General features: G+C 71.3%; 22 protein-coding genes. 19 read left to right on the forward strand and 3 right to left on the reverse strand.

Translation table 11 applies throughout. From position 1 onward, the window contains the following. The first annotated feature begins 2 nt into the window (after positions 1 to 2). From OG393_RS24770 to OG393_RS24830, 13 genes are all read left to right on the forward strand, one after another. Positions 3 to 1,652: a UDP-N-acetylmuramoyl-L-alanyl-D-glutamate--2,6-diaminopimelate ligase gene (locus tag OG393_RS24770; RefSeq protein WP_327376901.1), complete on the forward strand. Its 1,650-nt coding sequence runs from the start codon at positions 3 to 5 to the stop codon at positions 1,650 to 1,652. 3 nt (positions 1,653 to 1,655) lie between these two features. Next, positions 1,656 to 3,080 carry a UDP-N-acetylmuramoyl-tripeptide--D-alanyl-D-alanine ligase gene (locus OG393_RS24775; protein ID WP_327376902.1) on the forward strand — a complete coding sequence of 475 codons (1,425 nt, stop codon included), beginning with the start codon at positions 1,656 to 1,658 and terminating at the stop codon, positions 3,078 to 3,080. After that, the gene (mraY, locus tag OG393_RS24780; RefSeq protein ID WP_327376903.1) at positions 3,077 to 4,147 is read left to right on the forward strand and encodes a phospho-N-acetylmuramoyl-pentapeptide-transferase; all 1,071 of its coding nucleotides are present in this window, start codon (positions 3,077 to 3,079) and stop codon (positions 4,145 to 4,147) included. Before OG393_RS24775 ends, mraY begins: the two co-directional genes overlap by 4 nt. Continuing rightward, complete coding sequence (gene murD / locus OG393_RS24785) at positions 4,129 to 5,586, forward strand: UDP-N-acetylmuramoyl-L-alanine--D-glutamate ligase (protein ID WP_327376904.1); 1,458 nt, start codon at positions 4,129 to 4,131, stop codon at positions 5,584 to 5,586. Before mraY ends, murD begins: the two co-directional genes overlap by 19 nt. Positions 5,587 to 5,641: 55 nt before the next feature. Beyond that, the gene (ftsW, locus tag OG393_RS24790) at positions 5,642 to 6,982 is read left to right on the forward strand and encodes a putative lipid II flippase FtsW (RefSeq protein WP_327376905.1); all 1,341 of its coding nucleotides are present in this window, start codon (positions 5,642 to 5,644) and stop codon (positions 6,980 to 6,982) included. Positions 6,983 to 6,988: 6 nt separating this feature from the next. Beyond that, on the forward strand, positions 6,989 to 8,083 hold the full coding sequence (gene murG / locus OG393_RS24795) for an undecaprenyldiphospho-muramoylpentapeptide beta-N-acetylglucosaminyltransferase (RefSeq protein ID WP_327376906.1): 1,095 nt from the start codon (positions 6,989 to 6,991) through the stop codon (positions 8,081 to 8,083). Positions 8,084 to 8,111: 28 nt separating this feature from the next. Continuing rightward, positions 8,112 to 8,924, forward strand: a complete 813-nt coding sequence (locus OG393_RS24800) for a cell division protein FtsQ/DivIB (RefSeq protein WP_327376907.1) — start codon at positions 8,112 to 8,114, stop codon at positions 8,922 to 8,924. Between the two features lie 280 nt (positions 8,925 to 9,204). Beyond that, positions 9,205 to 10,419, forward strand: coding sequence for a cell division protein FtsZ (gene ftsZ / locus OG393_RS24805; RefSeq protein ID WP_327376908.1), 1,215 nt, complete (start codon positions 9,205 to 9,207; stop codon positions 10,417 to 10,419). Between the two features lie 10 nt (positions 10,420 to 10,429). After that, positions 10,430 to 11,161 carry a peptidoglycan editing factor PgeF gene (gene pgeF / locus OG393_RS24810; RefSeq protein WP_327376909.1) on the forward strand — a complete coding sequence of 244 codons (732 nt, stop codon included), beginning with the start codon at positions 10,430 to 10,432 and terminating at the stop codon, positions 11,159 to 11,161. Positions 11,162 to 11,177: 16 nt separating this feature from the next. Beyond that, the gene (locus OG393_RS24815) at positions 11,178 to 11,897 is read left to right on the forward strand and encodes a YggS family pyridoxal phosphate-dependent enzyme (RefSeq protein WP_327378535.1); all 720 of its coding nucleotides are present in this window, start codon (positions 11,178 to 11,180) and stop codon (positions 11,895 to 11,897) included. 140 nt (positions 11,898 to 12,037) lie between these two features. Beyond that, complete coding sequence (locus OG393_RS24820; protein ID WP_327376910.1) at positions 12,038 to 12,661, forward strand: cell division protein SepF; 624 nt, start codon at positions 12,038 to 12,040, stop codon at positions 12,659 to 12,661. Between the two features lie 79 nt (positions 12,662 to 12,740). Next, on the forward strand, positions 12,741 to 13,031 hold the full coding sequence (locus OG393_RS24825) for a YggT family protein (protein WP_327376911.1): 291 nt from the start codon (positions 12,741 to 12,743) through the stop codon (positions 13,029 to 13,031). 55 nt (positions 13,032 to 13,086) lie between these two features. Continuing rightward, a complete protein-coding gene (locus OG393_RS24830; protein ID WP_327376912.1) occupies positions 13,087 to 14,256 on the forward strand; it encodes a DivIVA domain-containing protein in 1,170 nt (389 codons plus the stop codon). 360 nt (positions 14,257 to 14,616) lie between these two features. On the opposite strand, the gene ileS is transcribed toward OG393_RS24830, so the two are convergent. Beyond that, positions 14,617 to 17,748 carry an isoleucine--tRNA ligase gene (ileS, locus tag OG393_RS24835; RefSeq protein ID WP_327376913.1) on the reverse strand — a complete coding sequence of 1,044 codons (3,132 nt, stop codon included), beginning with the start codon at positions 17,746 to 17,748 and terminating at the stop codon, positions 14,617 to 14,619. 542 nt (positions 17,749 to 18,290) lie between these two features. Here ileS and OG393_RS24840 point away from each other — a divergent pair. From OG393_RS24840 to OG393_RS24865, 6 genes are all read left to right on the forward strand, one after another. Then, on the forward strand, positions 18,291 to 19,118 hold the full coding sequence (locus OG393_RS24840; protein ID WP_327376914.1) for a TraR/DksA family transcriptional regulator: 828 nt from the start codon (positions 18,291 to 18,293) through the stop codon (positions 19,116 to 19,118). Positions 19,119 to 19,180: 62 nt separating this feature from the next. Beyond that, on the forward strand, positions 19,181 to 19,747 hold the full coding sequence (lspA, locus tag OG393_RS24845; protein WP_327376915.1) for a signal peptidase II: 567 nt from the start codon (positions 19,181 to 19,183) through the stop codon (positions 19,745 to 19,747). A 41-nt stretch (positions 19,748 to 19,788) separates the two neighbouring features. Continuing rightward, positions 19,789 to 20,730 (forward strand): RluA family pseudouridine synthase, encoded by a 942-nt coding sequence (locus tag OG393_RS24850; RefSeq protein WP_327376916.1) that lies wholly within the window; start codon positions 19,789 to 19,791, stop codon positions 20,728 to 20,730. Beyond that, positions 20,727 to 21,197, forward strand: coding sequence for a GNAT family N-acetyltransferase (locus OG393_RS24855; protein WP_327376917.1), 471 nt, complete (start codon positions 20,727 to 20,729; stop codon positions 21,195 to 21,197). Before OG393_RS24850 ends, OG393_RS24855 begins: the two co-directional genes overlap by 4 nt. 196 nt (positions 21,198 to 21,393) lie before the next feature. Continuing rightward, entirely contained in the window at positions 21,394 to 22,980 is a 1,587-nt protein-coding gene (locus OG393_RS24860; RefSeq protein ID WP_327378536.1) for a Na+/H+ antiporter, read from the forward strand. Between the two features lie 23 nt (positions 22,981 to 23,003). After that, positions 23,004 to 23,573: a dienelactone hydrolase family protein gene (locus OG393_RS24865; RefSeq protein ID WP_327376918.1), complete on the forward strand. Its 570-nt coding sequence runs from the start codon at positions 23,004 to 23,006 to the stop codon at positions 23,571 to 23,573. An 89-nt stretch (positions 23,574 to 23,662) separates the two neighbouring features. Here the strand turns inward: OG393_RS24865 and OG393_RS24870 are convergent, their stop codons facing one another. Next, the gene (locus OG393_RS24870) at positions 23,663 to 24,061 is read right to left on the reverse strand and encodes an aldo/keto reductase (protein ID WP_327376919.1); all 399 of its coding nucleotides are present in this window, start codon (positions 24,059 to 24,061) and stop codon (positions 23,663 to 23,665) included. A gap of 92 nt (positions 24,062 to 24,153) precedes the next feature. After that, positions 24,154 to 25,110: a zinc metalloprotease gene (locus OG393_RS24875; RefSeq protein WP_327376920.1), complete on the reverse strand. Its 957-nt coding sequence runs from the start codon at positions 25,108 to 25,110 to the stop codon at positions 24,154 to 24,156. Positions 25,111 to 25,193: the final 83 nt, after the last annotated feature.

Here is a 25,193-nt window from a genome sequence, read left to right on the forward strand (position 1 = left end):
CCATGACCACGACCACCCCCGATTCCGGCGACCGCAAATCGAACGTCGGCGACGCCCGGCCCTCTTTTGGCTCCGCGGCGGGTGCGCCCGGTACGCTCACCGCCGTGCCACACGCTGATCAGTACCGAAACGCCATGCCCCGCCCGGAGCAGGCCCGCCCCACACACCTGGGCGATCTGGCCGCCCGGCTCGGCATCGAGACCTCCGCGGCCGCTGAGGTCTCGGGCATCACCCACGACTCCCGGGCCGTGCGTCCCGGGGACGTCTACGCGGCCCTCCCCGGCGCCCGGCTCCACGGCGCCGACTTCGCCGCCCAGGCCGCCGGACTGGGCGCCGCCGCGATCCTCACCGACCCCTCCGGCGCCGAACGCGCCGCGGCGACCGGTCTGCCGGTCCTGGTGGTGGAGGACCCGCGCGGACGCATGGGCGAACTCGCCGCCGAGGTGTACGGACGGCCGGGCACGGACCTGCTGCGGATCGGCATCACCGGCACCTCCGGCAAGACCACCACGGCCTACCTCGTCGAAGGCGGCCTGAGAGCGGCCGGGCACCGGACCGGCCTGGTCGGCACCGTCGAGATGCGGATCGGCGACGAGCGCATCAAGTCCGAGCGGACCACCCCCGAGGCCACCGACCTCCAGGCCCTCTTCGCGGTCATGCGCGAACGCGGGGTCGACGCCGTGGCGATGGAGGTCTCCAGCCACGCGCTCGTGCTCGGCCGGGTCGACGGCTGCGTCTTCGACGTCTCCGTCTTCAACAACCTCAGCCCGGAGCACATGGAGTTCCACTCCGACATGGAGGACTACTTCCAGGCCAAGGCGAAGCTGTTCACGCCCGAACGCAGCCGGCGTGGCGTGGTGAACCTCGACGACGCCTACGGCCGCCGGCTCGCCAGGGAGGCCACCGTCCCGGTCGTCACCTTCTCCGCCGCGGGCGACCCCGGCGCCGACTGGAGGGCGGAGGACGTCGTCCTGGGCGCCGCCGACTCCGCCTTCACCGTCGTCGGCCCGGCCGGGGAGCGCATCCCGGCGACCGCCCCGCTGCCCGGCCCCTTCAACGTCGCCAACACCCTGGCCGCGATCGTCACCCTCGCCGTCGCCGGGGCCGACCCGCGGACCGTCGCGGACGGCGTCGCCGCCGTGCCGGGCGTCCCGGGCCGCCTGGAGCGCGTCGACGCCGGCCAGCCCTATCTGGCCGTCGTCGACTACGCCCACAAGACCGACGCCGTCGAATCGGTGCTGCGCTCGCTGCGCGAGGTCACCGAAGGCCGCCTCCACATCGTCCTCGGCTGCGGCGGCGACCGCGACATCACCAAGCGCGGCCCGATGGGCGCCGCGGCGGCCCGGCTGGCCGACACCGCCGTGCTGACCTCCGACAACCCCCGCTCCGAGGACCCGCTGGCGATCCTCCTCGCCATGCTGACCGGCGCGGCGGAGGTACCCGGCGACCAGCGCGGCGACGTGCTGGTCGACGCCGACCGGGCCGCCGCCATCGCCGCGGCCGTGGCCCGAGCCCGCCCCGGCGACACCGTGCTCGTCGCCGGCAAGGGCCATGAACAGGGCCAGGACATCGCCGGGGAGGTCCGCCCCTTCGACGACCGCCGGATCCTGCGTGAAGCGATTGAACGCAGCCTCAAGAACAGTCAGGGATAAGTTGTGATCGCCCTCTCCCTCGCCGAGATCGCCGAAATCGTCGGCGGGCAGTCGTACGACATACCGGAACCGGCCGCCCTCGTCACCGGTCCCGTCGTCATCGACTCCCGCGAGGTGAAGCCCGGCAGCCTCTTCGCCGCCTTCGCCGGCGAGCACGTCGACGGCCACGACTACGCGGTCCGCGCCGTCGGGGCGGGTGCGACGGCCGTCCTGGCCGCGCGGCCCGTCGGTGTGCCCGCCATCGTCGTGGACGATGTCCAGAGCGCACTCGGAGCACTCGCCCGCACGGTCGTCGAACGCCTCGGCACCGACGTCGTCGCACTCACCGGCTCCGCCGGCAAGACCTCCACCAAGGACCTCATCGCCCAGGTCCTGCAGCACCACGCGCCCACCGTGTGGACACCCGGATCGCTCAACAACGAGATCGGGCTGCCGCTCACCGCGCTGCGCGCCGACGACGGCACCCGGCACCTGGTCCTCGAAATGGGCGCCCGCGGCATCGGGCACATCCGCTACCTCACCGGACTGACCCCGCCGCGCATCGGACTCGTCCTCAACGTCGGCACCGCCCACATCGGAGAGTTCGGCGGCCGGGAGCAGATCGCCCAGGCCAAGGGAGAACTCGTCGAGTCCCTGCCGTCCGCCGAGAACGGCGGCGTCGCCGTCCTGAACGCGGACGATCCGCTGGTCCGGGCGATGGCCTCCCGCACCCGCGCGCGCGTGACGCTCTTCGGGGAGTCGGACGAAGCGGTCGTACGCGCCGAGAACGTCCGGCTCGCAGGTAACGGACAGCCCTCTTTCAAACTCCGCACACCCACCGGGTGCGGGGACGTGACCTTGCGCCTGTACGGTGAGCACCACGTGTCGAACGCGCTCGCCGCGGCCGCCGTCGCGCACGAGCTGGGCATGCCCGTGGAGGAGATCGCCATCGCGCTCTCCGAGGCAGGCACCCTTTCGCGCTGGCGCATGGAGGTCACCGAGCGTTCGGACGGCGTGACGATCGTCAACGACGCCTACAACGCCAACCCCGAGTCCATGCGGGCCGCCCTGCGCGCCCTCGCGGCCATGGGGCGGGCGGCACGGGCCCAGGGGGGCCGTACGTGGGCGGTGCTCGGCAAGATGGCCGAGCTCGGTGACGCGTCGCTCGTCGAGCACGACGCGGTCGGACGGCTCGCCGTCCGGCTCAACGTCAGCAAGCTCGTCGCGGTCGGGGACAGGGAAGCGTCCTGGTTGCAACTGGGCGCATATAACGAGGGTTCGTGGGGTGAGGAGTCGGTGCACGTGTCCGACGCGCGGGCGGCGGTCGACCTGTTGCGCAGTGAGCTGCGCCCGGGAGACGTCGTGCTGGTGAAGGCGTCCAGGTCGGTCGGCCTCGAACAGGTCGCCCTGGCACTGCTCGACGCCGAGAGCGAGGTTTCCGGCCGATGAGGCAGATCCTCTTCGCGGGGGCCATCGGGCTCTTCCTGACCCTGATCGGCACCCCGCTGCTCATCAAGCTCCTGGCGCGCAAGGGGTACGGGCAGTTCATCCGCGACGACGGCCCGCGCGGCCACGCCGGCAAGAAGGGCACGCCCACCATGGGCGGCATCTCCTTCATCCTGGCCACGCTCATCGCGTACGCGCTGGCCAAGGTCATCACCGGCGAGTCCGTCTCCTACTCCGGCGTGCTGGTCCTCTTCCTGATGGCCGGCATGGGCCTGGTCGGCTTCCTCGACGACTACATCAAGATCGTCAAGCAGCGTTCGCTGGGCCTGCGGGCCAAGGCGAAGATGGCCGGCCAGCTGATCGTCGGCATCGCCTTCGCCGTGCTCTCGCTGCAGTTCGCCGACTTGCGCGGACTCACCCCGGCCTCTACCAAGCTCTCCTTCATCACCGACTTCGGCTGGGCCATCGGCCCGGTGCTGTTCGTGGTCTGGGCGCTGTTCATGATCCTCGCCATGTCCAACGGCGTGAACCTGACGGACGGTCTGGACGGCCTGGCCACCGGCGCGTCGGTGATGGTCTTCGGCGCCTACACCTTCATCGGGCTCTGGCAGTTCCAGGAATCCTGCGTCAATGCCACCACGCTCACCAACCCGAACGCCTGTTTCGAGGTCCGCGACCCCCTCGACCTCGCGGTCGTCGCCTCCGCGCTGATGGGCGCCTGCTTCGGCTTCCTGTGGTGGAACACCTCGCCCGCCAAGATCTTCATGGGGGACACCGGCTCGCTGGCCCTCGGCGGTGCGCTCGCCGGCCTCGCCATCTGCTCCCGTACGGAGCTGCTGCTCGCCCTGCTCGGCGGGCTCTTCGTGATGATCACGATGTCCGTGGTCATCCAGGTCGGCTCCTTCAAGATGACCGGCAAGCGGGTCTTCCGGATGGCTCCCCTCCAGCACCACTTCGAACTCAAGGGGTGGTCCGAGGTCCTGGTCGTCGTCCGGTTCTGGATCATCCAGGGCATGTGCGTGATCGTGGGCCTGGGCCTCTTCTACGCGGGATGGGCAGCCGAGAAGTGACCACGGATCAGCACGACGCCGACTGGCGGGGCAAGCGCGTCACCGTCGCCGGGCTGGGCGTCAGCGGCATTCCCGCCGCCCGCGTCCTGCACGGTCTCGGCGCGGTCGTGACCGTCGTCAACGACGGCGACGACGAGCGCTCCCGCGCTCAGGCGGCCGAACTGGAGGCGGCGGGCGTCACCGTGCGCCTCGGGGACGGGGCGACCCTGCCGGAAGGCACCGAGCTGATCGTCACCACGCCGGGCTGGCCGCCCGACAAGCCCCTCTTCACCGCCGCCGCCGAGGCTGGCGTCGCGATCTGGGGCGACGTCGAACTCGCCTGGCGCCTCCGCGGCCGGGGCGGTGCGGAACCGGCCCCCTGGCTCGCGGTCACCGGCACCAACGGCAAGACCACGACCGTCCGCATGCTCGCCTCCATCCTGGAGGCGGCCGGCCTGCGCACCGCCGCCGTCGGCAACATCGGCGTCTCGCTCCTGGACGCCGTCCTCGGCGAGGAGACGTACGACGTGCTCGCCGTCGAGCTCTCCAGCTACCAGCTCCACTGGGCGCCCTCGCTGCGTGCCCACTCGGCCGCCGTGCTCAACCTGGCGCCCGACCACCTCGACTGGCACGGCTCCATGGAGGCGTACGCCGCCGACAAGGGCCGGATCTACGAGGGCAACACCGTCGCCTGCGTCTACAACGTCGCCGACAAGGCCACCGAGGACCTGGTCCGGGAGGCCGACGTCGAGGAGGGCTGCCGGGCGATCGGCTTCACCCTGGGCACCCCCGGCCCCTCCCAGCTCGGTGTCGTCGACGACATCCTGGTCGACCGGGCGTTCGTCGCCGACCGGCAGAAGCAGGCGCAGGAGCTGGCCCAGACCGCGGACGTGACGCCCCCGGCCCCGCACAACATCGCCAACGCCCTCGCCGCCGCCGCCCTCGCCCGCGCCTTCGGCGTGGAGCCCCGGGCGGTCCGGGACGGACTGCGGGCCTTCCGGCCCGACCCGCACCGCATCGAACTGGTCGAGGAGATCGAGGGCGTCGTGTACGTCGACGACTCCAAGGCCACCAACACCCACGCGGCCGAAGCCTCGTTGGCGTCCTACGACCCGATCGTGTGGATCGCCGGCGGCCTCGCCAAGGGGGCCACCTTCGACGAACTCGTCAGCCACTCGGCGAAGCGGCTGCGGGCGGCCGTCCTGATCGGCGCGGACCGTGCCCTGATCCGCGAAGCCCTGGCACGACACGCCCCCGAGGTCCCGGTGGTGGACCTCGACCGGACCGACACTGGGGCGATGTCCGTGGCGGTCCGCGAGGCGGCCCGCCTCGCCCAGCCCGGTGACACGGTCCTGCTGGCCCCGGCCTGTGCCTCGATGGACATGTTCGCCAACTACAACAAGCGGGGCGAGGCGTTCGCGGAGGCCGTCCGCGCCCTCGCCACGACCGGGCACGCCTGACCTGACCCGCCGACAGGTCCGGCCGAGCCGGGCACGACTGGAGGGGACAGCGACCATGCCGAGCAGAATCGTGGGGACCCGCAGGCCCCCCGCCGCACGCGGTGCGGGCCGGGCGCCCGCGCCGGCGCGGGGCCCGCGCACCGGCGGGGTACGGCGGACGTACGAGCGGGCCCGCCGTGCCTGGGACCGCCCGCTGACCGCGTACTACGTGATCTTCGGGGCCGGTCTGCTCATCACCACCCTCGGCCTGGTGATGGTCTATTCGGCGTCGATGATCACGGCGTTGCGCTACGACCTCGTCCCCTCGTACTTCTTCCGGAAGCAGTTCTTCGCCGCGGCCCTCGGCGCCGTGCTGCTGCTGGCGGCCTCCCGGATGCCGGTCAGACTGCACCGCGCCCTGGCCTATCCGATCCTCGTCGCGGCCGTCTTCCTGATGGTGCTGGTGCAGGTTCCGGGGATAGGGCGAGAGGTCGGCGGCAACCAGAACTGGATCTCGCTGGGCGGCCCCTTCATGCTGCAGCCCAGCGAGTTCGGCAAGCTGGCCCTGATCCTGTGGGGCGCCGACCTGCTGGCCCGCAAGCAGGACATGCGGCTGCTGACCCAGTGGAAGCACATGCTCGTCCCGCTGGTCCCGGGCGCCTTCATGCTGCTCGGACTCATCATGCTGGGCGGCGACATGGGTACCGCGATCGTCCTGACCGCCATCCTCTTCGGCCTGTTGTGGACCGCGGGCGCCCCCACCCGGCTCTTCGTCGGCGTGCTCGCCTTCGCGGGCGGGATCGGCTTCCTGCTGATCAGGACCAGCCCGAACCGGCTGAAGCGGTTCGCCTGCATCGGCGCCACGGACCCCGGCGGGGAGGGTGCTCCCTGCCTGCAGGCCGCACACGGCATCTATGCTCTGGCCTCGGGCGGATGGTTCGGTTCCGGCCTCGGTGCAAGTGTGGAAAAATGGGGCCAACTACCTGAAGCGCACACCGACTTCATCTTCGCCGTCACCGGGGAGGAACTGGGGCTCGCGGGGACGCTGTCGGTGCTCGCCCTGTTCGCGGCTCTAGGCTATGCGGGTATCCGCGTGGCCGGACGCACGGAGGACCCCTTCGTGAGGTATGCCGCGGGAGGCGTGACCACGTGGATCACGGCGCAGGCCGTGATCAACATCGGTGCGGTGCTCGGTCTGCTGCCGATCGCCGGGGTCCCGCTCCCGCTGTTCTCCTACGGGGGGTCGGCCCTGCTGCCGACCATGTTCGCCGTCGGGCTGCTGATCGCGTTCGCGCGACAGGAGCCCGCCGCGAAAGCGGCCTTGGCCCTGCGACGCCCTCACTGGGGCAAGCGGGCCGGGGGGAGATGGAAGTCGATGCGACGGCGCGTCAAGAAGCGTCCGTCCGGAGAGCGGTGAATTTCGGTGCATGTCGTACTCGCCGGCGGGGGGACCGCCGGCCACATCGAGCCGGCGCTCGCCCTCGCGGACGCCCTGCGCAGGCAGGACCCGAGCGTGGGGATCACGGCGCTCGGCACGGAGAAGGGTCTGGAGACCCGTCTCGTGCCCGAGCGGGGCTACGAGCTGGCCCTCATCCCCGCCGTCCCGCTGCCGCGCAAGCCCACCCCCGAGCTGATCACGGTTCCCGGGCGGCTGCGGGGCACCATCAAGGCGGCCGAGCAGATCCTGGAGCGCACCAAGGCGGACTGCGTGGTCGGCTTCGGCGGCTACGTGGCACTGCCCGGCTACCTCGCCGCCAAGCGGCTCGGTGTTCCGATCGTGGTCCACGAGGCCAACGCCCGTCCGGGCCTGGCCAACAAGATCGGTTCGCGGTACGCGGCCGGGGTCGGCGTCGCCACCCCGGACTCCAAGCTCCGCAACGCCCGCTACATCGGCATCCCGCTGCGCCACACCATCGCCACGCTGGACCGCGCCCGGGTCCGCCCCGAGGCGCGCGCCGCGTTCGGCCTCGACCCGAACCTGCCGACCCTGCTGGTGTCCGGCGGATCGCAGGGCGCCCGGCGGCTCAACGAGGTCGTCCAGCAGATCGCCCCGGTGCTCCAGCGCTCGGGCATCCAGATCCTGCACGCGGTCGGCCCGAAGAACGAAGTGCCGCGCGTCGACAACATGCCGGGAATGCCGCCGTACGTACCGGTACCGTACGTGGACCGGATGGATCTCGCGTACGCCGCGGCGGACATGATGCTCTGCCGCGCCGGCGCCATGACCGTCGCCGAGCTGTCCGCCGTCGGGCTCCCGGCCGCCTACGTCCCGCTGCCCATCGGCAACGGCGAACAGCGGCTCAACGCCCAGCCGGTGGTCAAGGCGGGCGGCGGCCTGCTGGTCGACGACGCGGAGCTGACGCCGCAGTGGGTGCAGGGCAACGTCCTGCCCGTCCTCGCCGATCCGCACCGGTTGTACGAGATGTCCCGCGCAGCCTCCGAGTTCGGCCGCCGGGACGCCGACGACCTGCTCGTCGGCATGGTGTACGAGGCGATCGCCGCCCACCGGCAGGGGTAGGGCGGCGACGGAAGGCAGGAGACGCCAGGTGGCAGCCGGACCGACGACAGCCGAGAAGAGCGGCGCGAGCAGGCCGAACGGGTCGTCGGACCGGTCGCCCCGGGGGGGCGACGGGGAGGCCCGTGAGGGACGTTTCCGGGTCCCCGGCCCGCGACCGCTGCTGATCTGTTCGGCGCTGATCCTGCTCGTGGCGAGCGGGATCTGGGCGCTCTACGGCTCCTCGTGGTTCCGGGTCGAGCGGGTGACCACCTCCGGCACGCGGGTCCTGACTCCGCGCGAGGTGGAGGAGGTCGCCGCCGTGCCGATGGGTGCCCCGCTCGTCTCCGTCGACACCGACGCGATCGAGGCACGGCTCGCCGAGAGACTGCCCCGCGTCGACACCGTCGACGTCGTCCGTTCCTGGCCGCACGGAATCGGCCTCAGGGTGACGGAACGGAAGCCCGTCCTGCTGCTGGAGAAGGGCAGGCGGTTCGTCGAAGTGGACTCCGCCGGAACGCGGTTCGCCACCGTCGACCGGGCGCCGCGCGGCGTGCCGAAGCTCGTGCTGGACGCGTCCGCCTCGCCGAGTCTCCGGCGCTTCGACACGGACCGCCTGCTGGCCGAGGCGGTGGTCGTCGCGGGCGAACTCCCCAAGAAAGTCGCCGTGGACACTCGTGTCGTGCGCGTCACCTCGTACGACTCCATCACTCTGGAGCTCAGCGGGGGCCGTACGGTCTTCTGGGGAAGCGGCGAGGACGGCGAGGTCAAAGCTCGCGTACTGTCCGCTTTGATGAAAGCAACCCCCAAAGCGGGGCACTTCGATGTAAGTGCCCCCACGGCACCTGCCGCGACGGGTAGTTGACGTCCATCGCTGCTGGCCAGGACCCTGGTTGGCCAGCGCTACGGGTGATCACATAGGGTGAAAAGAAAAACGGGAGGTTCGGCGTGTTCGTTGAACGTGCGCCACTTGTCGACTTAGTGTCCTGTTCGGAAGAGTCCAGCGAACAGAGACACTGGTAACCCTAAACTTGAACGTTAGGGTTTGGGTCGGCGTTTCGGACCGTCCCAATCGGCATCCGTCGTCGCGGCGCGACTACCAGCGCGTAGCGACGGCACGTAACTCGAGGCGAGAGGCCTTCGACGTGGCAGCACCGCAGAACTACCTCGCAGTCATCAAGGTCATCGGTGTCGGCGGCGGTGGTGTCAATGCCATCAACCGAATGATCGAGGTCGGTCTCAAGGGCGTCGAGTTCATCGCCATCAACACGGACGCGCAAGCGCTGTTGATGAGCGACGCCGACGTCAAGCTCGACGTCGGTCGTGAACTCACCCGCGGCCTCGGGGCCGGGGCCAACCCGGCTGTCGGTCGCAAGGCGGCAGAGGACCACCGTGAGGAGATCGAGGAGGTCCTCAAGGGGGCCGACATGGTCTTCGTCACCGCCGGCGAGGGTGGCGGCACCGGCACCGGCGGCGCTCCCGTCGTGGCCAACATCGCGCGTTCGCTCGGCGCCCTGACGATCGGTGTGGTCACCCGGCCGTTCACCTTCGAAGGCCGCCGTCGCGCCAACCAGGCGGAGGACGGCATCGCCGAGCTCCGCGAAGAGGTCGACACCCTCATCGTCATCCCGAACGACCGACTCCTGTCGATTTCGGACCGCCAGGTCTCCGTGCTCGACGCCTTCAAGTCGGCCGACCAGGTGCTGCTGAGCGGTGTGCAGGGCATCACCGACCTCATCACCACCCCCGGCCTCATCAACCTCGACTTCGCCGACGTCAAGTCGGTCATGTCCGAGGCCGGTTCCGCCCTCATGGGCATCGGCTCGGCCCGCGGCGACGACCGCGCGGTGGCCGCCGCCGAGATGGCGATCTCCTCGCCGCTCCTCGAGGCGTCCATCGACGGCGCCCGCGGCGTGCTGCTCTCCATCTCCGGCGGCTCGGACCTCGGCCTCTTCGAGATCAACGAGGCCGCCCAGCTGGTGAGCGAGGCCGCCCACCCCGAGGCCAACATCATCTTCGGCGCCGTCATCGACGACGCCCTGGGAGACGAGGTACGGGTCACGGTCATCGCGGCCGGCTTCGACGGCGGTCAGCCGCCGGCCCGCCGGGACAACGTCCTCGGTTCGTCCTCGGCCAAGCGTGAGGAGCCGGCACCGGCACCCCGCGCCACCGAGTCCCCCCGCCCCCTGGGCGGACTGGGCACCGTCACCCCGCGTGAGGAGCCGGCCGCCCCGGCCGAGCCCGCCCCGGCGCTCAACGAGACCCCGGTCCAGCCGCCCGTCCCACCGGCGGTGCCCTCGGCCCGCCCGTACCCGGACACCCAGGCGGAAGAGCTGGACGTCCCGGACTTCCTGAAGTGACCCTGCGCACGTGATAGGGCAGCACGACCACGCGAACGGCGCGCACTTCGCCTTCACCGACCGGTGGGGCGGGGTGAGCGCCGTTCCGTACGAGGAGCTCAACCTCGGCGGCGCGGTGGGGGACGACCCCGCGGCCGTCCTGGCCAACCGGGCGCGTGCTGCCGCGGTGCTGGGCCTCGACCCGGCGCTGGTGGTGTGGATGAACCAGGTCCACGGGCCCGATGTCGCGGTGGTCGACGGCCCCTGGGCCGCGGACCGCGAGATCCCGTCGGTGGACGCGCTCGTCACCGCCCGGCGCGGACTGGCGCTCGCGGTCCTCACCGCCGACTGCACCCCGGTGCTGCTCGCCGACCCCGTCGCCGGGGTGGTGGCCGCGGCCCACGCCGGGCGGCCCGGCATGGTGGCGGGTGTCGTCCCGGCCGCCGTCCGGGCGATGGTCGCACTCGGCGCCGATCCCGCCCGTATCACCGCCCGCACCGGCCCCGCCGTGTGCGGTCGCTGCTACGAGGTGCCGGAGGTGATGCGCGCCGAGGTCGCCGGGATCGAACCGGCCGCCCGCGCGGAGACCTCCTGGGGAACCCCGGCCGTCGACGTCACCGCCGGAGTGCACGCGCAGCTCGCCCGGCTCGGGGTCGTGGACCGGAGGGCCAGCGCGGTCTGCACCCGTGAGTCGGGTGACCACTACTCGTACCGTCGCGATCGCACCACGGGGCGACTCGCGGGATATGTCTGGTTGGACTGAGAGAGACATGACGGGCATGACGGGCCGGAAGGCCGAACTCGCCGAGAACCTCGCGCGGGTGGAGCGGCGGATCGCCGCCGCCTGCGCGGCGGCCGGTCGCGCGCGGGAGGAGGTGACCCTCATCGTGGTCACCAAGACCTACCCCGCGAGCGATGTCCGGTCGCTCCACGAACTCGGCGTTCGCGATGTCGCCGAGAACCGCGACCAGGACGCCGCCCCGAAGGCCGCCGCCTGCGCGGATCTGGACCTCCGTTGGCACTTCGTCGGTCAGTTGCAGACCAACAAGGTCCGTTCTGTGATGAGTTATGCGGATGTCGTGCAGTCGGTCGACCGGTTGAGGCTCGTCACGGCGCTGTCGTCGGCGGCGGAGAAGTCGGGTCGCGAACTGGGCTGCCTGGTGCAGGTCGCCCTCGACGCCGAGTCGGGCGCGCGGGGGGACCGGGGTGGTGTGGCGCCGGACGGCATCGAGGAGTTGGCGGCCGCGGTGGCGGCGGCGCCCGGACTTCGACTCGACGGACTGATGACCGTGGCCCCGCTCGCCGGCCCTTACGCGGGCCGTCGACGAGCGGCTTTCGAGCGGCTCATGGATTTGTCGACTGCCCTGCGCACGACCCGTCCGGCTGCGAACATGGTGTCGGCAGGAATGAGTGCGGACCTCGAGGACGCGGTGGCGGCCGGAGCGACACATGTGCGCGTCGGTACGGCGGTACTGGGTGTCCGCCGCGGGCTCGGGTAACGTCGCCAAGCAAGTCGGACCACAGCAGAAAATATGGTCATTCCCGCCACGGGGCGGGCAGGCCCCGTGGATCGCGGGCACTTGGTGACACTGCGGCCCTTGGGCAAGGGCGATCCACCACAGAGCGGAGGACTCAGAGAATGGCCGGCGCGATGCGCAAGATGGCGGTCTACCTCGGCCTCGTGGAGGACGATGGGTACGACGGCCGGGGATTCGACCCCGACGACGACTTCGAACCCGAACTGGAGCCCGAGCCGGAGCGTGAGCGGCGTCACCACCAGCCCCCGCGCCAGTTGGAGCGGGAGGAGCCGGTGCGCGTCGTGGCCCAGTCCGCCCCCCGCGAGCCGGTTGCCCATTCCGCCCCGCTTTCCGCCGAAAGCGGACGCCCCGCTCGTATCGCCCCCGTGGCATCCATCACACCCGAACGCCCGAGCCTGGAGAAGAACGCACCGGTGATCATGCCCAAGGTCGTGTCCGAGCGGGAGCCCTACCGCATCACCACGTTGCACCCGCGGACCTACAACGAGGCCCGTACCATCGGGGAACACTTCCGCGAGGGCACGCCGGTGATCATGAATCTCACGGAGATGGACGACACGGACGCGAAGCGACTTGTCGACTTTGCCGCCGGACTCGTCTTCGGGCTCCATGGCAGCATTGAGCGCGTGACGCAGAAGGTGTTCCTGCTGTCTCCTGCTAACGTCGATGTCACGGCGGAGGACAAGGCCCGCATCGCTGAGGGCGGATTCTTCAACCAGAGCTGAGAAACACGAGACCGGAACGGGTCCGGCCGCGAGGCCGGACAAGCGAGAGCACGAAAGCCAGGGGAGAGGGAAGCACGGGATGGGCGTCGCACTACAAGTGGTCTACATCGCTCTGATGTGCTTCCTCGTCGTGCTGATCTTCCGGCTGGTCATGGACTACGTCTTCCAGTTCGCGCGTTCATGGCAACCGGGGAAGGCGATGGTGGTCGTTCTGGAGGCCACCTACACTGTCACCGATCCACCGCTCAAGCTTCTGCGGCGGTTCATCCCGCCGCTGCGTCTCGGGGGCGTGGCACTCGACCTGTCCTTCTTCGTTCTGATGATCATTGTCTACATTCTCATCTCCGTCGTGAGCAGCTTCGCGAGGTGAGTGTGGACGATACGGTCTTGCCGACTGCCGACGACTACGTAGAGGTGAAGAAGAGATGCCGCTGACCCCCGAGGACGTGCGGAACAAGCAGTTCACGACCGTCCGCCTCCGAGAAGGCTACGACGAGGACGAGGTCGATGCCTTCCTCGACGAGGTCGAGGGTGAACTGACCCGCCTGCTCCGCGAGAACGAGGACCTGCGCGCCAAGCTGGCCGCCGCCACGCGCGCCGCCGCGCAGAACCAGCAGCAGCAGGGCATGCGCAAGCCGCCGGAGCCGCAGGACCGCCCCGGAGGTCCCGGCGCTCCCGTGCCCGCCGCCATATCCGGTCCGCCGGTCCAGCAGCAGCCCCCGCAGATGGGTCCGCCGCAGCTGCCTTCCGGTGCCCCGCAGCTTCCCGCCGGTCCCGGCGGACACGGTCCCGGCGGACACGGCCCCGGCGGACACGGTCCCGGCGGACACGGTCCCGGCGGACACGGCCCCGGCCAGATGCAGGGCGGCCCCATGGGCGGCCCCGGCCAGATGCAGGGCGGCCCCATGCAGGGCGGCCCCATGGGTCAGCAGATGGGCGGCCCCATGGGGCACCCGCAGCAGCAGATGCAGCAGCCGATGCAGCAGGCCCAGGGGCCGGGCGGCGACAGTGCCGCGCGCGTCCTCTCGCTGGCCCAGCAGACGGCCGACCAGGCGATCGCGGAGGCCCGTTCCGAGGCCAACAAGATCGTCGGCGAGGCCCGGTCGCGCGCCGAGGGCCTGGAGCGGGACGCCCGCGCCAAGGCCGACGCGCTGGAGCGGGACGCGCAGGAGAAGCACCGTGTCGCGATGGGCTCGCTGGAGTCCGCCCGCGCCACGCTGGAGCGCAAGGTCGAGGACCTGCGCGGTTTCGAGCGCGAGTACCGCACGCGTCTGAAGTCCTACCTGGAGTCGCAGCTGCGTCAGTTGGAGACCCAGGCCGACGATTCGCTGGCTCCGCCGCGGACCCCGGCCACGGCTTCCCTGCCGCCGGCCCCGTCGATGGCCTCGGCCGGTGCGAGCGCGCCGTCCTACGGCGGCAACGGCGGGATGGGCGGCGCCCCGTCCATGGGCGGCGGCCCCTCCTACGGCGGTCAGCAGCAGATGTCTCCGGCGATGACCCAGCCGATGGCGCCGGTCCGGCCGCAGGCTCCGCAGCCGATGCAGCAGGCGCCGGCGCCGATGCGCGGCTTCCTGATCGACGAGGACGACAACTGACGGCGGGAGACCGCGTGAAGAACGCGTAGCCTCGGCAGGCTGTGAGGGCCGGACCCCTGGGAGACCAGAGGTCCGGCCCTCTGCCGTGTCCGCGCCCCGCCCCCGCGCCGCGCGGCCACGGCCGACGAGTGGCGCCCGCACCGCACTCGTCGCCCCCGCCCCTGCCGCTCGTACCGGCCGTCCGCGTCGCGGCTGACCGGGGACCGAGGTCAGGCGCGCGGGCCGGGACTCCTCGGGCGCGCCGGGGTACCTCGGAGGCCCGGAGCCGCCGTGAACTGCCGTGATCCGGCGCGGACGGTGCGCCCCGCACGCCAGAGGCCCGGCCCGCCTTCGCGGCGGACCGGGCCTCTGCGGTGCCTCCTACGCCTTGCGCAGACGGAAGGACAGGGACAGGCCCTCGTCCGTGAACGGGTCGCCGAAGCCCGCGTCGGCCTCGCCCGGGGCGAAGTCCGTCGCCAGGACCTCGTCCGCGATCAGTTCCGCGTGGACCGTCAGCGCGTCCGTCGTCTCCGCGGAGTCCGAGGTCCAGCGCAGCGCGATCCGGTCCGCCACGTCCAGGCCGCTGTTCTTGCGTGCCTCCTGGATCAGACGGATCGCGTCACGGGCGAGACCCGCCCGCCGCAGATCCGGCGTGATCTCCAGGTCCAGGGCGACGGTCGCGCCCGCGTCCGAGGCGACCGACCAGCCCTCCCGCGGGGTCTCGGTGATGATGATCTCCTCGGGTCCGACGGTGATCGTCTCGCCGCCGACCTCCAGCGTCGCCTCACCGGACCGCAGCGCCACGGACAGCGCCGCAGCGTCGGCCGCCGCGACCGCCTTCGCCACGTCCTGGACGCCCTTGCCGAAGCGCTTGCCCAGGGCCCGGAAGTTCGCCTTGGCCGTCGTGTCGACGAGCGAGCCGCCGACCTCGCTCAGCGAGGCCAGCGAGGAGACGTTCAGCTCCTCCGTGATCTGCGCCCGCAGTTCCTCGGAGAGCGCCCCGAAGCCGTTCGCCCCCACCAGGGCGCGGGAGAGCGGCTGACGGGTCTTGACCCCGGACTCCGCACGCGTCGCCCGGCCCAGCTCCACCAGACGCCGCACCAGCAGCATCTGGTGCGACAGCTCCGGGTCGACAGCCGTGAGGTCCGCTTCCGGCCAGGTGGAGAGGTGGACGGACTCGGGGGCGCCGGGCGCCACCGGCACCACCAGGTCCTGCCAGACCCGCTCGGTGATGAACGGCGTCAGCGGGGCCATCAGGCGGGTCACGGTCTCGATCACGTCGTGCAGGGTCCGCAGCGCCGCCGCGTCGCCCTGCCAGAACCGGCGTCGCGACCGGCGCACGTACCAGTTGGACAGGTCGTCGACGAAGGCCGAGATCAGCTTGCCCGCGCGCTGGGTGTCGTAGGACTCCAGGGACTCCGTCACCTGGGCCACGAGCGCGTTGAGTTCGCTCAGCAGCCAGCGGTCCAGGACCGTGCGGTCGGCCGGCGCCGGGTCCGCCGCGGACGGCGCCCAGGACGAGGTGCGGGCGTACAGCGCCTGGAAGGCGACCGTGTTCCAGTAGGTCAGCAGGGTCTTCCGCACGACCTCCTGGATCGTGCCGTGACCGACCCGCCGGGCCGCCCACGGCGAGCCGCCGGCCGCCATGAACCAGCGGACCGCGTCCGCTCCGTGCTGGTCCATGAGCGGGATCGGCTGGAGGATGTTGCCGAGGTGCTTGGACATCTTGCGGCCGTCCTCGGCGAGGATGTGACCCAGGCAGACCACGTTCTCGTAGGAGGACCTGTCGAAGACCAGCGTGCCGACCGCCATCAGCGTGTAGAACCAGCCGCGCGTCTGGTCGATCGCCTCGGAGATGAACTGAGCCGGGTAGCGGGACTCGAAGAGTTCCTTGTTCTTGTAGGGGTAGCCCCACTGCGCGAACGGCATCGAGCCCGAGTCGTACCAGGCGTCGATGACCTCGGGCACCCGCGTCGCCGTCTTCGAGCAGCTCGGGCACGGGAAGGTGACGTCGTCGATGAACGGCCGGTGCGGATCGAGCCCGGACTGATCCGTGCCCGTCAGCTCCGTCAGCTCGGCGCGTGAGCCCACGCACGTCAGGTGGTCGTCCTCGCAGCGCCACAGCGGCAGCGGGGTGCCCCAGTAGCGGCTGCGGGAGAGCGCCCAGTCGATGTTGTTGTTCAGCCAGTCGCCGAAGCGGCCGTGCTTGACCGAGTCCGGGAACCAGTTCGTCTTCTCGTTCTCCTGGAGAAGGCGGTCCTTGACGGCGGTCGTGCGGATGTACCAGGACGGCTGCGCGTAGTAGAGCAGCGCCGTGTGGCAGCGCCAGCAGTGCGGGTAGCTGTGCTCGTACGGCACATGCCGGAAGAGCAGGCCGCGCGTGTCCAGGTCGGCGGTGAGCGCTTCGTCGGCCTTCTTGAAGAAGACGCCGCCGACCAGCGGCAGGTCCTCCTCGAAGGTGCCGTCGGGGCGGACCGGGTTCACGACCGGCAGGCCGTACGCCTTGCAGACCTTGAGGTCGTCCTCACCGAAGGCGGGGGACTGGTGGACGAGACCCGTACCGTCCTCGGTCGTGACGTACTCCGCGTTGACGACGTAGTGCGCGGGCTCCGGGAAGTCGACGAGCTCGAAAGGACGCCGGTAGGTCCAGCGCTCCATCTCGGCGCCCGTGAAGGACTCCCCGGTGGTCACCCAACCCTCGCCGAGCGCCTTCTCCAGCAGCGGCTCGGCGACGAGCAGCCTCTCGTCGCCGTCGGTGGCGACGACGTAGGTGACCTCGGGGTGGGCCGCGACCGCCGTGTTGGAGACCAGCGTCCAGGGCGTCGTCGTCCAGACCAGCAGCGCCGCCCGGCCGGCCAGCGGACCCGAGGTCAGCGGGAAGCGGACGAAGACGGACGGGTCGACGACCGTCTCGTAGCCCTGCGCCAGCTCGTGGTCCGACAGCCCGGTCCCGCAGCGCGGGCACCAGGGCGCGACACGATGGTCCTGGACGAGCAGGCCCTTGTCGAAGATCTGTTTCAGGGACCACCACACCGACTCGATGTACTTGGGGTCCATCGTCCGGTACGCGTCGTCCAGGTCGACCCAGTAACCCATGCGGGTCGTGAGCTCGGCGAAGGCGTCGGTGTGGCGGGTCACCGACTCCCGGCACTTCTCGTTGAAGGCGGCGACACCGTACGCCTCGATGTCCTTCTTGCCGGCGAAGCCCAGCTCCTTCTCCACCGCGAGCTCGACGGGCAGGCCGTGGCAGTCCCAGCCGGCCTTGCGGGCGACGTGGTAGCCGCGCATCGTCCGGAATCGGGGGAAGACGTCCTTGAAGACCCGGGCCTCGATGTGATGGGCGCCGGGCATGCCGTTGGCGGTGGGCGGCCCTTCGTAGAACACCCACTCGGGGCGGCCCTCGGACTGCTCCAGGGTCTTGGCGAAGACCTTGCTCTCGCGCCAGAAATCGAGCACGGCGTGCTCGAGCGCGGGCAGGTCGACCTGGGCGGGCACCTGGCGGTACTGCGACATCGATCTTCCTCCGGCGGACTGCTCCGATTCCGTCCGGAGGGACGAGAGCGCCGTGCTGCGCGGCTCCCGCGGTACCACCCTCCTTGGCCCCGGGCGGGCGCCCGGTGCCCCCTCATTGGGGTCGCGATGCCGGTTCTAGTCGCCTCGCGGCTTTCTTCCGACGGCTCCGGGGTGATGCTTCACATCGGGCTGGCCCCCGGGCTCTCACCGTCCCCGGGTCGCTCATGGCCGCGTACGACGCTACTCGTCCCCATCCAAGCCTTTCGCTGCGCCCAGTGTACGGGCCCCGAGGCGGCGGGGCCGACCGGTTTTCCCGTGACCCGAATGGCCACATGGCAGCCACGGACTTCGACCACGCCCGTCCGGTGAGCGTCCGGCGTGATTGCCGGCCGGGCGGCTGGGCACAACGCAGGCAGGCTCCCCATGCCAGGGGCATGGGCGGGAGGGAATCGGCGGCGTGCCCCGTTGCCGCGGGCCCTGGGCCGATTTATCGTCCCAGCACGATGCGCGAGCAAGATCACAAAATGTGAAGGGGCCGCGACATGGTGGCGAAGAAGACCGCCGCGAAGAAGACCTCGGCCGCCGGTACCACCGACGCGGACGGGTCCGCCAAGGACGTGGCCGGCAAGACGACCACGGTCGCGGAGAAGGCGGGTGCGGCGGCCCCGGCGGACACGGGCACAGCCCCGCGGGCGGCGTCCGCGAAGAAGACGGCCACGAAGCGGGCGGCCACGAAGCGGGCGGCCGGCACGAAGAAGGCGGCGAGGACCGAGCGGGCCGCCACCGCGGAGGCCGACGGCGCCCTCGTGCGGGAGGCCGCCCGGACGGCTCAGGCCCGGAGGAACACAGTCGGGGAGAAGGCCGCTTCCGCGGCGCACGTGGAGAAGACAGGAGCCAGGACGGTGGCAGCGAAGAAGACCGCGGGTGGCGCGACGACGGTGGAGGACGAGGCCGTGGTGCCCCCGGCCCGTGCCGGAGAGCTCGCGGTGCGACCCGGCGAGGACCCCTGGACCCCGGAGGAGGTCGCCGAGGCCCGCGCCGAGCTGGAGAGCGAGGTGCTCAGGCTCCGCTCCGAGCTGGTCCACTCCCAGGAGGAGCTGACCGGTCTGATGCGGGACTCCGGTGACGGTGCCGGTGACGACCAGGCCGACACCGGCACCAAGAACATCACCCGCGAGCACGAGCTGGCCCTGGCCGCCAACGCCCGCGAGATGCTGGAGCAGAGCGAGCACGCCCTGGAGCGGCTCGACGCGGGGACCTACGGACTGTGCGAGGTCTGCGGGAACCCCATCGGCAAGGCGCGGATGCAGGCGTTCCCGCGGGCCACGCTGTGCGTCGAGGACAAGCAGAAACAGGAGCGGCGCGGCTGACGGCGTCACCCGGGTGTGTCGTACCCTCGTGCACAGTCAGGCACCTAGGTTGAGGGACTCACGTGACAGAGGCGGAGCGCATCATCGGTACGCCGGATTCAGCAGGGTCCGACGAGGAGGCGGTGCCCGCCGAGCGGCCGCGGGGCAAGCGGAAGATCGTCGCGCTCCTCGTCGTGGCACTCTTCGCGTACCTCGTCGACCTCGGCAGCAAGATGCTGGTGGTCGCCGAGTTGGAGGGGCACGAGCCGATCCGGGTCGTCGGTGACCTGCTGAAGTTCGACGCGATCCGCAACCCGGGCGCCGCCTTCGGCATGGGTGAGGCATTCACGATCATCTTCACCTGTATCGCGGTGACGGTGATCTTCGTGATCATCCGGCTCGCCCGCAAGCTCTACAGCACCGCGTGGGCCATCGCCCTCGGTCTGCTGCTCGGCGGGGCGCTGGGCAACCTCACCGACCGCGTCTTCCGGGCGCCGGGTGTCTTCGAGGGAGCGGTGGTCGACTTCATCGCGCCCGCGCACTTCGCCGTCTTCAACCTGGCGGACTCGGCGATCGTGTGCGGCGGCTTCCTGATCGTGATCCTCTCGTTCCGCGGCCTGGACCCGGACGGAACCGTCCACAAGGACTGACGTCGGGACCGGGTGCCGGCGACGTCCGGCATACTCGACGGGTGAGTACGAGTCCCGAGGTCCGCACCCTGCCCGTTCCCGATGGCCTGGAGGGCGAGCGCGTCGACGCCGCCATCGCCCGTATGTTCGGGTTCTCCCGTACGAAGGCCGCCGAGCTGGCCGCCGCCGGGAAGGTCCAGGTCGACGGCTCCGTCGTCGGCAAGTCCGAGCGGGTCAGCGGCGGCGCGTGGCTCGAGGTGGAGATGCCCGGCGCGCCGGCCCCGGTGCAGATCGTGGCCGAGCCCGTCGAGGGCATGGAGATCGTCCACGACGACGACGACATCGTCGTGATCATGAAGCCGATCGGGGTCGCCGCGCACCCGAGCCCCGGCTGGACCGGCACCACCGTCATCGGCGGACTGGCCGCCGCGGGCTACCGCATCTCGACCTCCGGAGCCGCCGAGCGTCAGGGGATCGTGCACCGGCTGGACGTCGGCACCTCCGGACTGATGGTGGTCGCCAAGTCGGAGCGGGCCTACACCCTGCTGAAGGCCCAGTTCAAGGAGCGGGTCGTCGACAAGCGCTACCACGCGCTGGTGCAGGGGCACCCGGACCCGATGAGCGGCACGATCGACGCCCCGATCGGCCGCCACCCGAACCACGACTACAAGTGGGCGGTGACCGCCGAGGGCAAGCCGTCCGTCACCCACTACGACCTGATCGAGGCATACCGCGCGGCCTCTCTGCTCGACATCAAGCTGGAGACGGGCCGCACGCACCAGATCCGCGTGCACATGTCGGCCCACCGCCATCCCTGCGTCGGCGACCTCACCTACGGGGCGGACCCGACGATGGCCAAGCGGCTCGGCCTGACCCGGCAGTGGCTGCACGCCGTGCGGCTGGGCTTCGAGCATCCGGCGGACGGCCAGTGGGTCGAGTTCTCCTCGACCTACCCCGCCGACCTCCAGGCGGCACTCGACCGGATCGCGGCGGAGAGCCAGTGAACGGCGCGGGGTTCGCGGTACGGGAAGCCGTCGGTCCGGAGGACCGGGCGGCCTGCTTCGCGGTCCGACAGGACGTCTTCGTGAGCGAACAGCGCGTTCCGCGGGAGATCGAGTACGACGCCCACGACGAGACGGCGGTGCACGTGCTCGCCGTTCGCGCGGACGGACTGCCGCTCGGGACCGGCCGGCTGCTGCACGGCGCCGACGCGGCCGGAAGGAACGGCGGGGACGCCTCCGTGGGCTCCCTGGGCCGACTCGCCGTCACCAAGGCGGCCCGTGGGCTCGGTGTCGGCGCGGCCCTGGTGCGGGCGATCGAGGACGCGGCGCGCGAGCGCGGACTGGCCGCCGTCGACCTGCACGCGCAGACGCACGCGCTCGGCTTCTACGAGCGCCTGGGCTACCGGGCATACGGCCCCGAGTTCCCGGACGCGGGCATTCCGCACCGCGCCATGCGCCGGGCGATCTGAGAGCGACGCCGGCGGACAGGGCGGGCGTCGGATCGCGCCCGGTCCCTCGATCCACGCCGTCGGTCCCCGAGGCCCGAGCGGGCGACCCCCGCCGCACCCCCCCGGCATCACACCCGGGCCGTTTCGTCCGGTTCGCGGCGTTCATGGCAGGGTGGGGACCCTGATCGTCGGCATGCCGGAGGCGGAGGGTCCCACCGTGGATCAGTTGGCCCTGTTGTTCCTGCTGTTGCTGGGCGCGCTGCTCACCGTGCCGCTCGGCGAGCGACTGGGTCTGCCGGCCCCGGTCCTCATGACCGTCGTCGGTATCGTCCTCGCCTTCCTGCCGTTCGTGCCCGAGGTCGACATCCCGCCCGAGTTCATCCTTCCGCTCGTCCTGCCCCCGCTCCTCTACGCCTCCGTACAGCGCACCTCCTGGCGCCAGTTCACGGCGAACAAGCGGCCCATCTTCCTGCTCGCCGTGGCCCTGGTCTTCGTCACCACGGCGGCCGTCGCCCTGGTGGCCGGCGCCCTCGTCCCCGGCCTCCCGCTCGCCGCCGCCGTCACCCTCGGCGCGCTCGTCGCGCCGCCCGACCCGGTGGCCGCGACCGCGGTGGCCGGTTCCCTCGGACTGCCGCGCCGGCTCGTCTCGATCCTGGAGGGGGAGGGTCTCTTCAACGACGTCACCGCGATCGTGCTCTACCACGTGGCGATCGGCGCGGTCGTCGGAGGCAGCTTCTCCTGGAAGGGCGCGGGCGTCGAGCTGGTGCTCTCCGCGGGCGTCGCCGTCGCCGTCGGGCTGGCCCTCGGCTGGATCAGCAACACGCTCATGAGGCTCCTCGGCGAGGCCACCCTGCAGACCGGGCTCACCCTCCTCGTCCCCTTCGTGGCCTACGTCATCGCCGAGGAACTGCACGGCTCCGGCGTCCTCGCGGTGCTGGTCGTGGCCCTGTACCTGGCCCACCACGCCGCCGACGCCGACGACGTGATCGGACGGCTCGCCGGACAGACCTTCTGGGAGATCGTCGACACCCTCGTCGCGGGCATCGCCTTCGGTCTCATCGGACTGGAACTGCGCAGCGTCTTCGGCACCGCCGAGGGCCGCCTCGGACCGATGCTCGGCTGGGGCGCCGCCGTGGTCGGCGTGGTCGTCGCCGTACGCCTGGTCTGGCTGCTGCCCGCCACCTGGCTGGCCAAGCGGCTGCACAACCGGCGGGACTACGACGAGGAGGTCCCGATGAGCTGGCGGGAGACCGTCGTCATGTGGTGGTCCGGGATGCGGGGGGTGGCCTCCGTGGCGCTGGCACTCGCGATCCCGCTGCGCGCGGACGACGGAGAACCCTTTCCCGGACGCGACGAGATCGTCTTCATCGCCTTCTGTGTGATCATCGCCACGTTGCTGGTCCAGGGCCTGAGCCTGCCCTGGCTGGTGCGACGGCTCGGCGTGCGGGCCGACGCCGACGTCGAGCGGGAACGCGAGCGCGACCTCGCCGTCCGGGCGTCGAAGGCCGCCCGCCGCAGGCTGAGGCAGATCGAGGAGCTGGAGGAGCTCCCGGAGGAGGTCCAGGATCGGCTCGCCCGCGGCGCGTTCGACATCGGGGCGCGGATCAGCCCGGACATGGTGGACGAGGAGCGGCGGGCGGCCTTCGCCGAGCGCATCCAGCGGGTCAGGGCCGTGCAGCGCATCCAGCGGGAGATGATGTCGGCCGCCCGGCATGAGGTGCTCTCGGCCCGGAACGAACCGGGGGCCGACCCCGAGGTGGTGGACCGGGTGCTGCGCCGGTTGGACGTGCGCAGCCTCAAGTAGGCCCGGTGGGAGAGGATGACCGCATGGACATCATGCTTTTCCACTCGGTCCTCGGTCCGCGCCCGGCGGTGGAGACCGCGGCCGGGCGGCTGCGGGCGGCCGGGCACCAGGTGCACATGCCCGATCTCTTCGAGGGGCGGACCGCTTCGACCGTCGAGGAGGGGACGGAACTCAAGGAGGAGATCGGCAAGGACGAGCTGCTACGGCGCGCGATCCTGGCCGCCGCTCCGTACTCCGAGCGCGGCCTCGTCTACGCGGGCTTCTCCTTCGGCGCCTCGGTGGCGCAGACCCTGGCCCTGGGCGACGAGCGGGCGCGCGGGCTGCTGCTGCTCCACGGCACCGCCGACATCGCCCCGAACGCGACCGTGGACGACCTGCCCGTGCAGCTGCACGTGGCCGACCCCGACCCCTTCGAGTCGCCGGACTGGCTGAACTCCTGGTACCTCCGGATGCGGCGGATCGGGGCCGACGTCGAGATCTACCGCTATCCGGGAGCGGGGCACCTGTACACCGATCCGGACCTGCCGGACTGGGACGAGAGCGCCGCGGCCGAGACCTGGGCACTGGCCCTCGGCTTCGTCGAGAACCTTTAGCGCCGCGTCGGGTGACGTTCGACCGTCGCGTCGTGGCGTTCTTCGCCCCCGAGCCGTTCCGAAGCGGAACACGGTGCCGAGGAGCCTGATCACACCACCGCGTGGCGTGGGGAGTTCAGGGAGGTGAGTCCGTCCGCGGACAGGCGCAGGGGGCCGGCGGCCACGTTCTGGGCGAGGTGGCCGGGGTCGCCGGTGCCAGGGATGGTCAGGACGTGGGGGCCCTGGTGCAGGGTCCAGGCCAGCCGGATCCGGGCCGTGCCGACTCCGTGGGCGCGGGCGACCGCGAGTACCTCGACGCCGTCGTCCGTGGTCGCGCCCGCCGTGCGCCCGGTGCCGGCGATCGAGTGGAACGGCACGAAGGCGATGCGCCGTTCACCGCAGAGGTCCAGGAACTCCTTCTGTTCCGGCGACGCGCCGATGCCGCCCGTGTTCTGCGCGCAGAACACGGGCGGCATCGGCGCGTCGCCGGGGCGTGTCCTGGACAGCACCAACCGCCACGGCTCATCGAGGGAAGGGCGCGACGGGGGTTCTCCCCGTCGCGCCCCCTCCGGTTCCCGGAGACCGGGAATCAGAGAAGCGTTCAGCCCGCGCGGTACGCGGTCCAGGCGTCGTTCATCCGCGCGGCCTGGCCCGCGGTGAACTGGTACATGCACGCGTCGTAGGTGTAATCCATGAAGTTGTGGATGGGGTCCACGCCCGACTTGTTCCGGCAGCTGTCACGGCCGGTCGGGCACTCGTAGGCGGGGCTCTTCTCGGCCGGGGTGTCGCTCACCGAGTCGCCCGAACCGTTACAGCCGCCCTGGAACGTGTGGTAAAGCCCCATCCAGTGGCCGACCTCGTGGGTGGCGGTGTCGCCCTCGTCGTAGTGGGTGGCGGAGCCGCCCGGCAGCGAGGCGTCGAGGACGACCACACCGTCCATGGACGGGCTGGACTTGTACGAGGACGGGAAGGTCGCCCAGCCGAGCAGGCCGCCGCCGAGGTTCGCCGTGTAGAAGTTCAGCGCGCCCGCGCCGCCCTTGCGGAGGGTCTGCTTCATCTGCTTCTCGGCGGTGGAGCCGGAGCTGAGGTTGTACCAGCTCGCGTTGTCCGTGTAGTCGGTCCCGGCCAGGGTGAACTGGAAGTTGGTGTTCACGTTGCCGGAGCCCTGGCCCGCGTAGGCCGCGTTCAGGACCGCCATCTGGTTGTTGATGGCACCGGAGCTGAGCTTGCCGGCCGACCCACTGTGGATGACATGGAAGTAGACCGGGATGTTCACCACGGACGCGGCGGCGGCGAAGCCGCGGGCGTCGGCGCGGGCCGTCGTGAGCTTGCTCTTCAGGTCCGCGTCCATGGCCTTGGCCTGGGCGGCGGAGATCTCGTTGGGCTCCGCGGCGTGGGCGGTGGCGCCCTTGACCTTGCGGGCGCTGGAGACGGCGGTGGAGCCGTCCGCGCAGGCGTCGGCGGAGACGCCTGCGGCGGAGGGGGTGAGGGGGGTGGCCGAAGGGGCGGAAAGCGGTGCCAGCGCCAGGGTTCCGGCCATCACGGCGGTACCGAGCATGCGGCGTGACATACGCGGTGATATACGAACAAGAGCACGCACAGGTGACTCCTCGCGGGGGGTGGGGGGGGAGGAAGTTCCTC

Source organism: Streptomyces sp. NBC_01216 (genome assembly GCF_035994945.1).
In the GTDB taxonomy this organism is placed as follows: Bacteria; Actinomycetota; Actinomycetes; order Streptomycetales; family Streptomycetaceae; genus Streptomyces.

Coding starts and splice junctions, on each gene's coding strand:
- OG393_RS24770 (WP_327376901.1), top strand. CDS start 3: ATGACCACGACCACCCCCGATTCCGGCGACCGCAAATCGAACGTCGGC.
- mraY (WP_327376903.1), top strand. CDS start 3,077: ATGAGGCAGATCCTCTTCGCGGGGGCCATCGGGCTCTTCCTGACCCTG.
- murD (WP_327376904.1), top strand. CDS start 4,129: ATGGGCAGCCGAGAAGTGACCACGGATCAGCACGACGCCGACTGGCGG.
- ftsW (WP_327376905.1), top strand. CDS start 5,642: ATGCCGAGCAGAATCGTGGGGACCCGCAGGCCCCCCGCCGCACGCGGT.
- OG393_RS24815 (WP_327378535.1), top strand. CDS start 11,178: ATGACGGGCCGGAAGGCCGAACTCGCCGAGAACCTCGCGCGGGTGGAG.
- OG393_RS24820 (WP_327376910.1), top strand. CDS start 12,038: ATGGCCGGCGCGATGCGCAAGATGGCGGTCTACCTCGGCCTCGTGGAG.
- OG393_RS24825 (WP_327376911.1), top strand. CDS start 12,741: ATGGGCGTCGCACTACAAGTGGTCTACATCGCTCTGATGTGCTTCCTC.
- OG393_RS24830 (WP_327376912.1), top strand. CDS start 13,087: ATGCCGCTGACCCCCGAGGACGTGCGGAACAAGCAGTTCACGACCGTC.
- ileS (WP_327376913.1), bottom strand. CDS start 17,748: ATGTCGCAGTACCGCCAGGTGCCCGCCCAGGTCGACCTGCCCGCGCTC.
- OG393_RS24840 (WP_327376914.1), top strand. CDS start 18,291: ATGGTGGCGAAGAAGACCGCCGCGAAGAAGACCTCGGCCGCCGGTACC.
- OG393_RS24865 (WP_327376918.1), top strand. CDS start 23,004: ATGGACATCATGCTTTTCCACTCGGTCCTCGGTCCGCGCCCGGCGGTG.
- OG393_RS24875 (WP_327376920.1), bottom strand. CDS start 25,110: ATGCTCGGTACCGCCGTGATGGCCGGAACCCTGGCGCTGGCACCGCTT.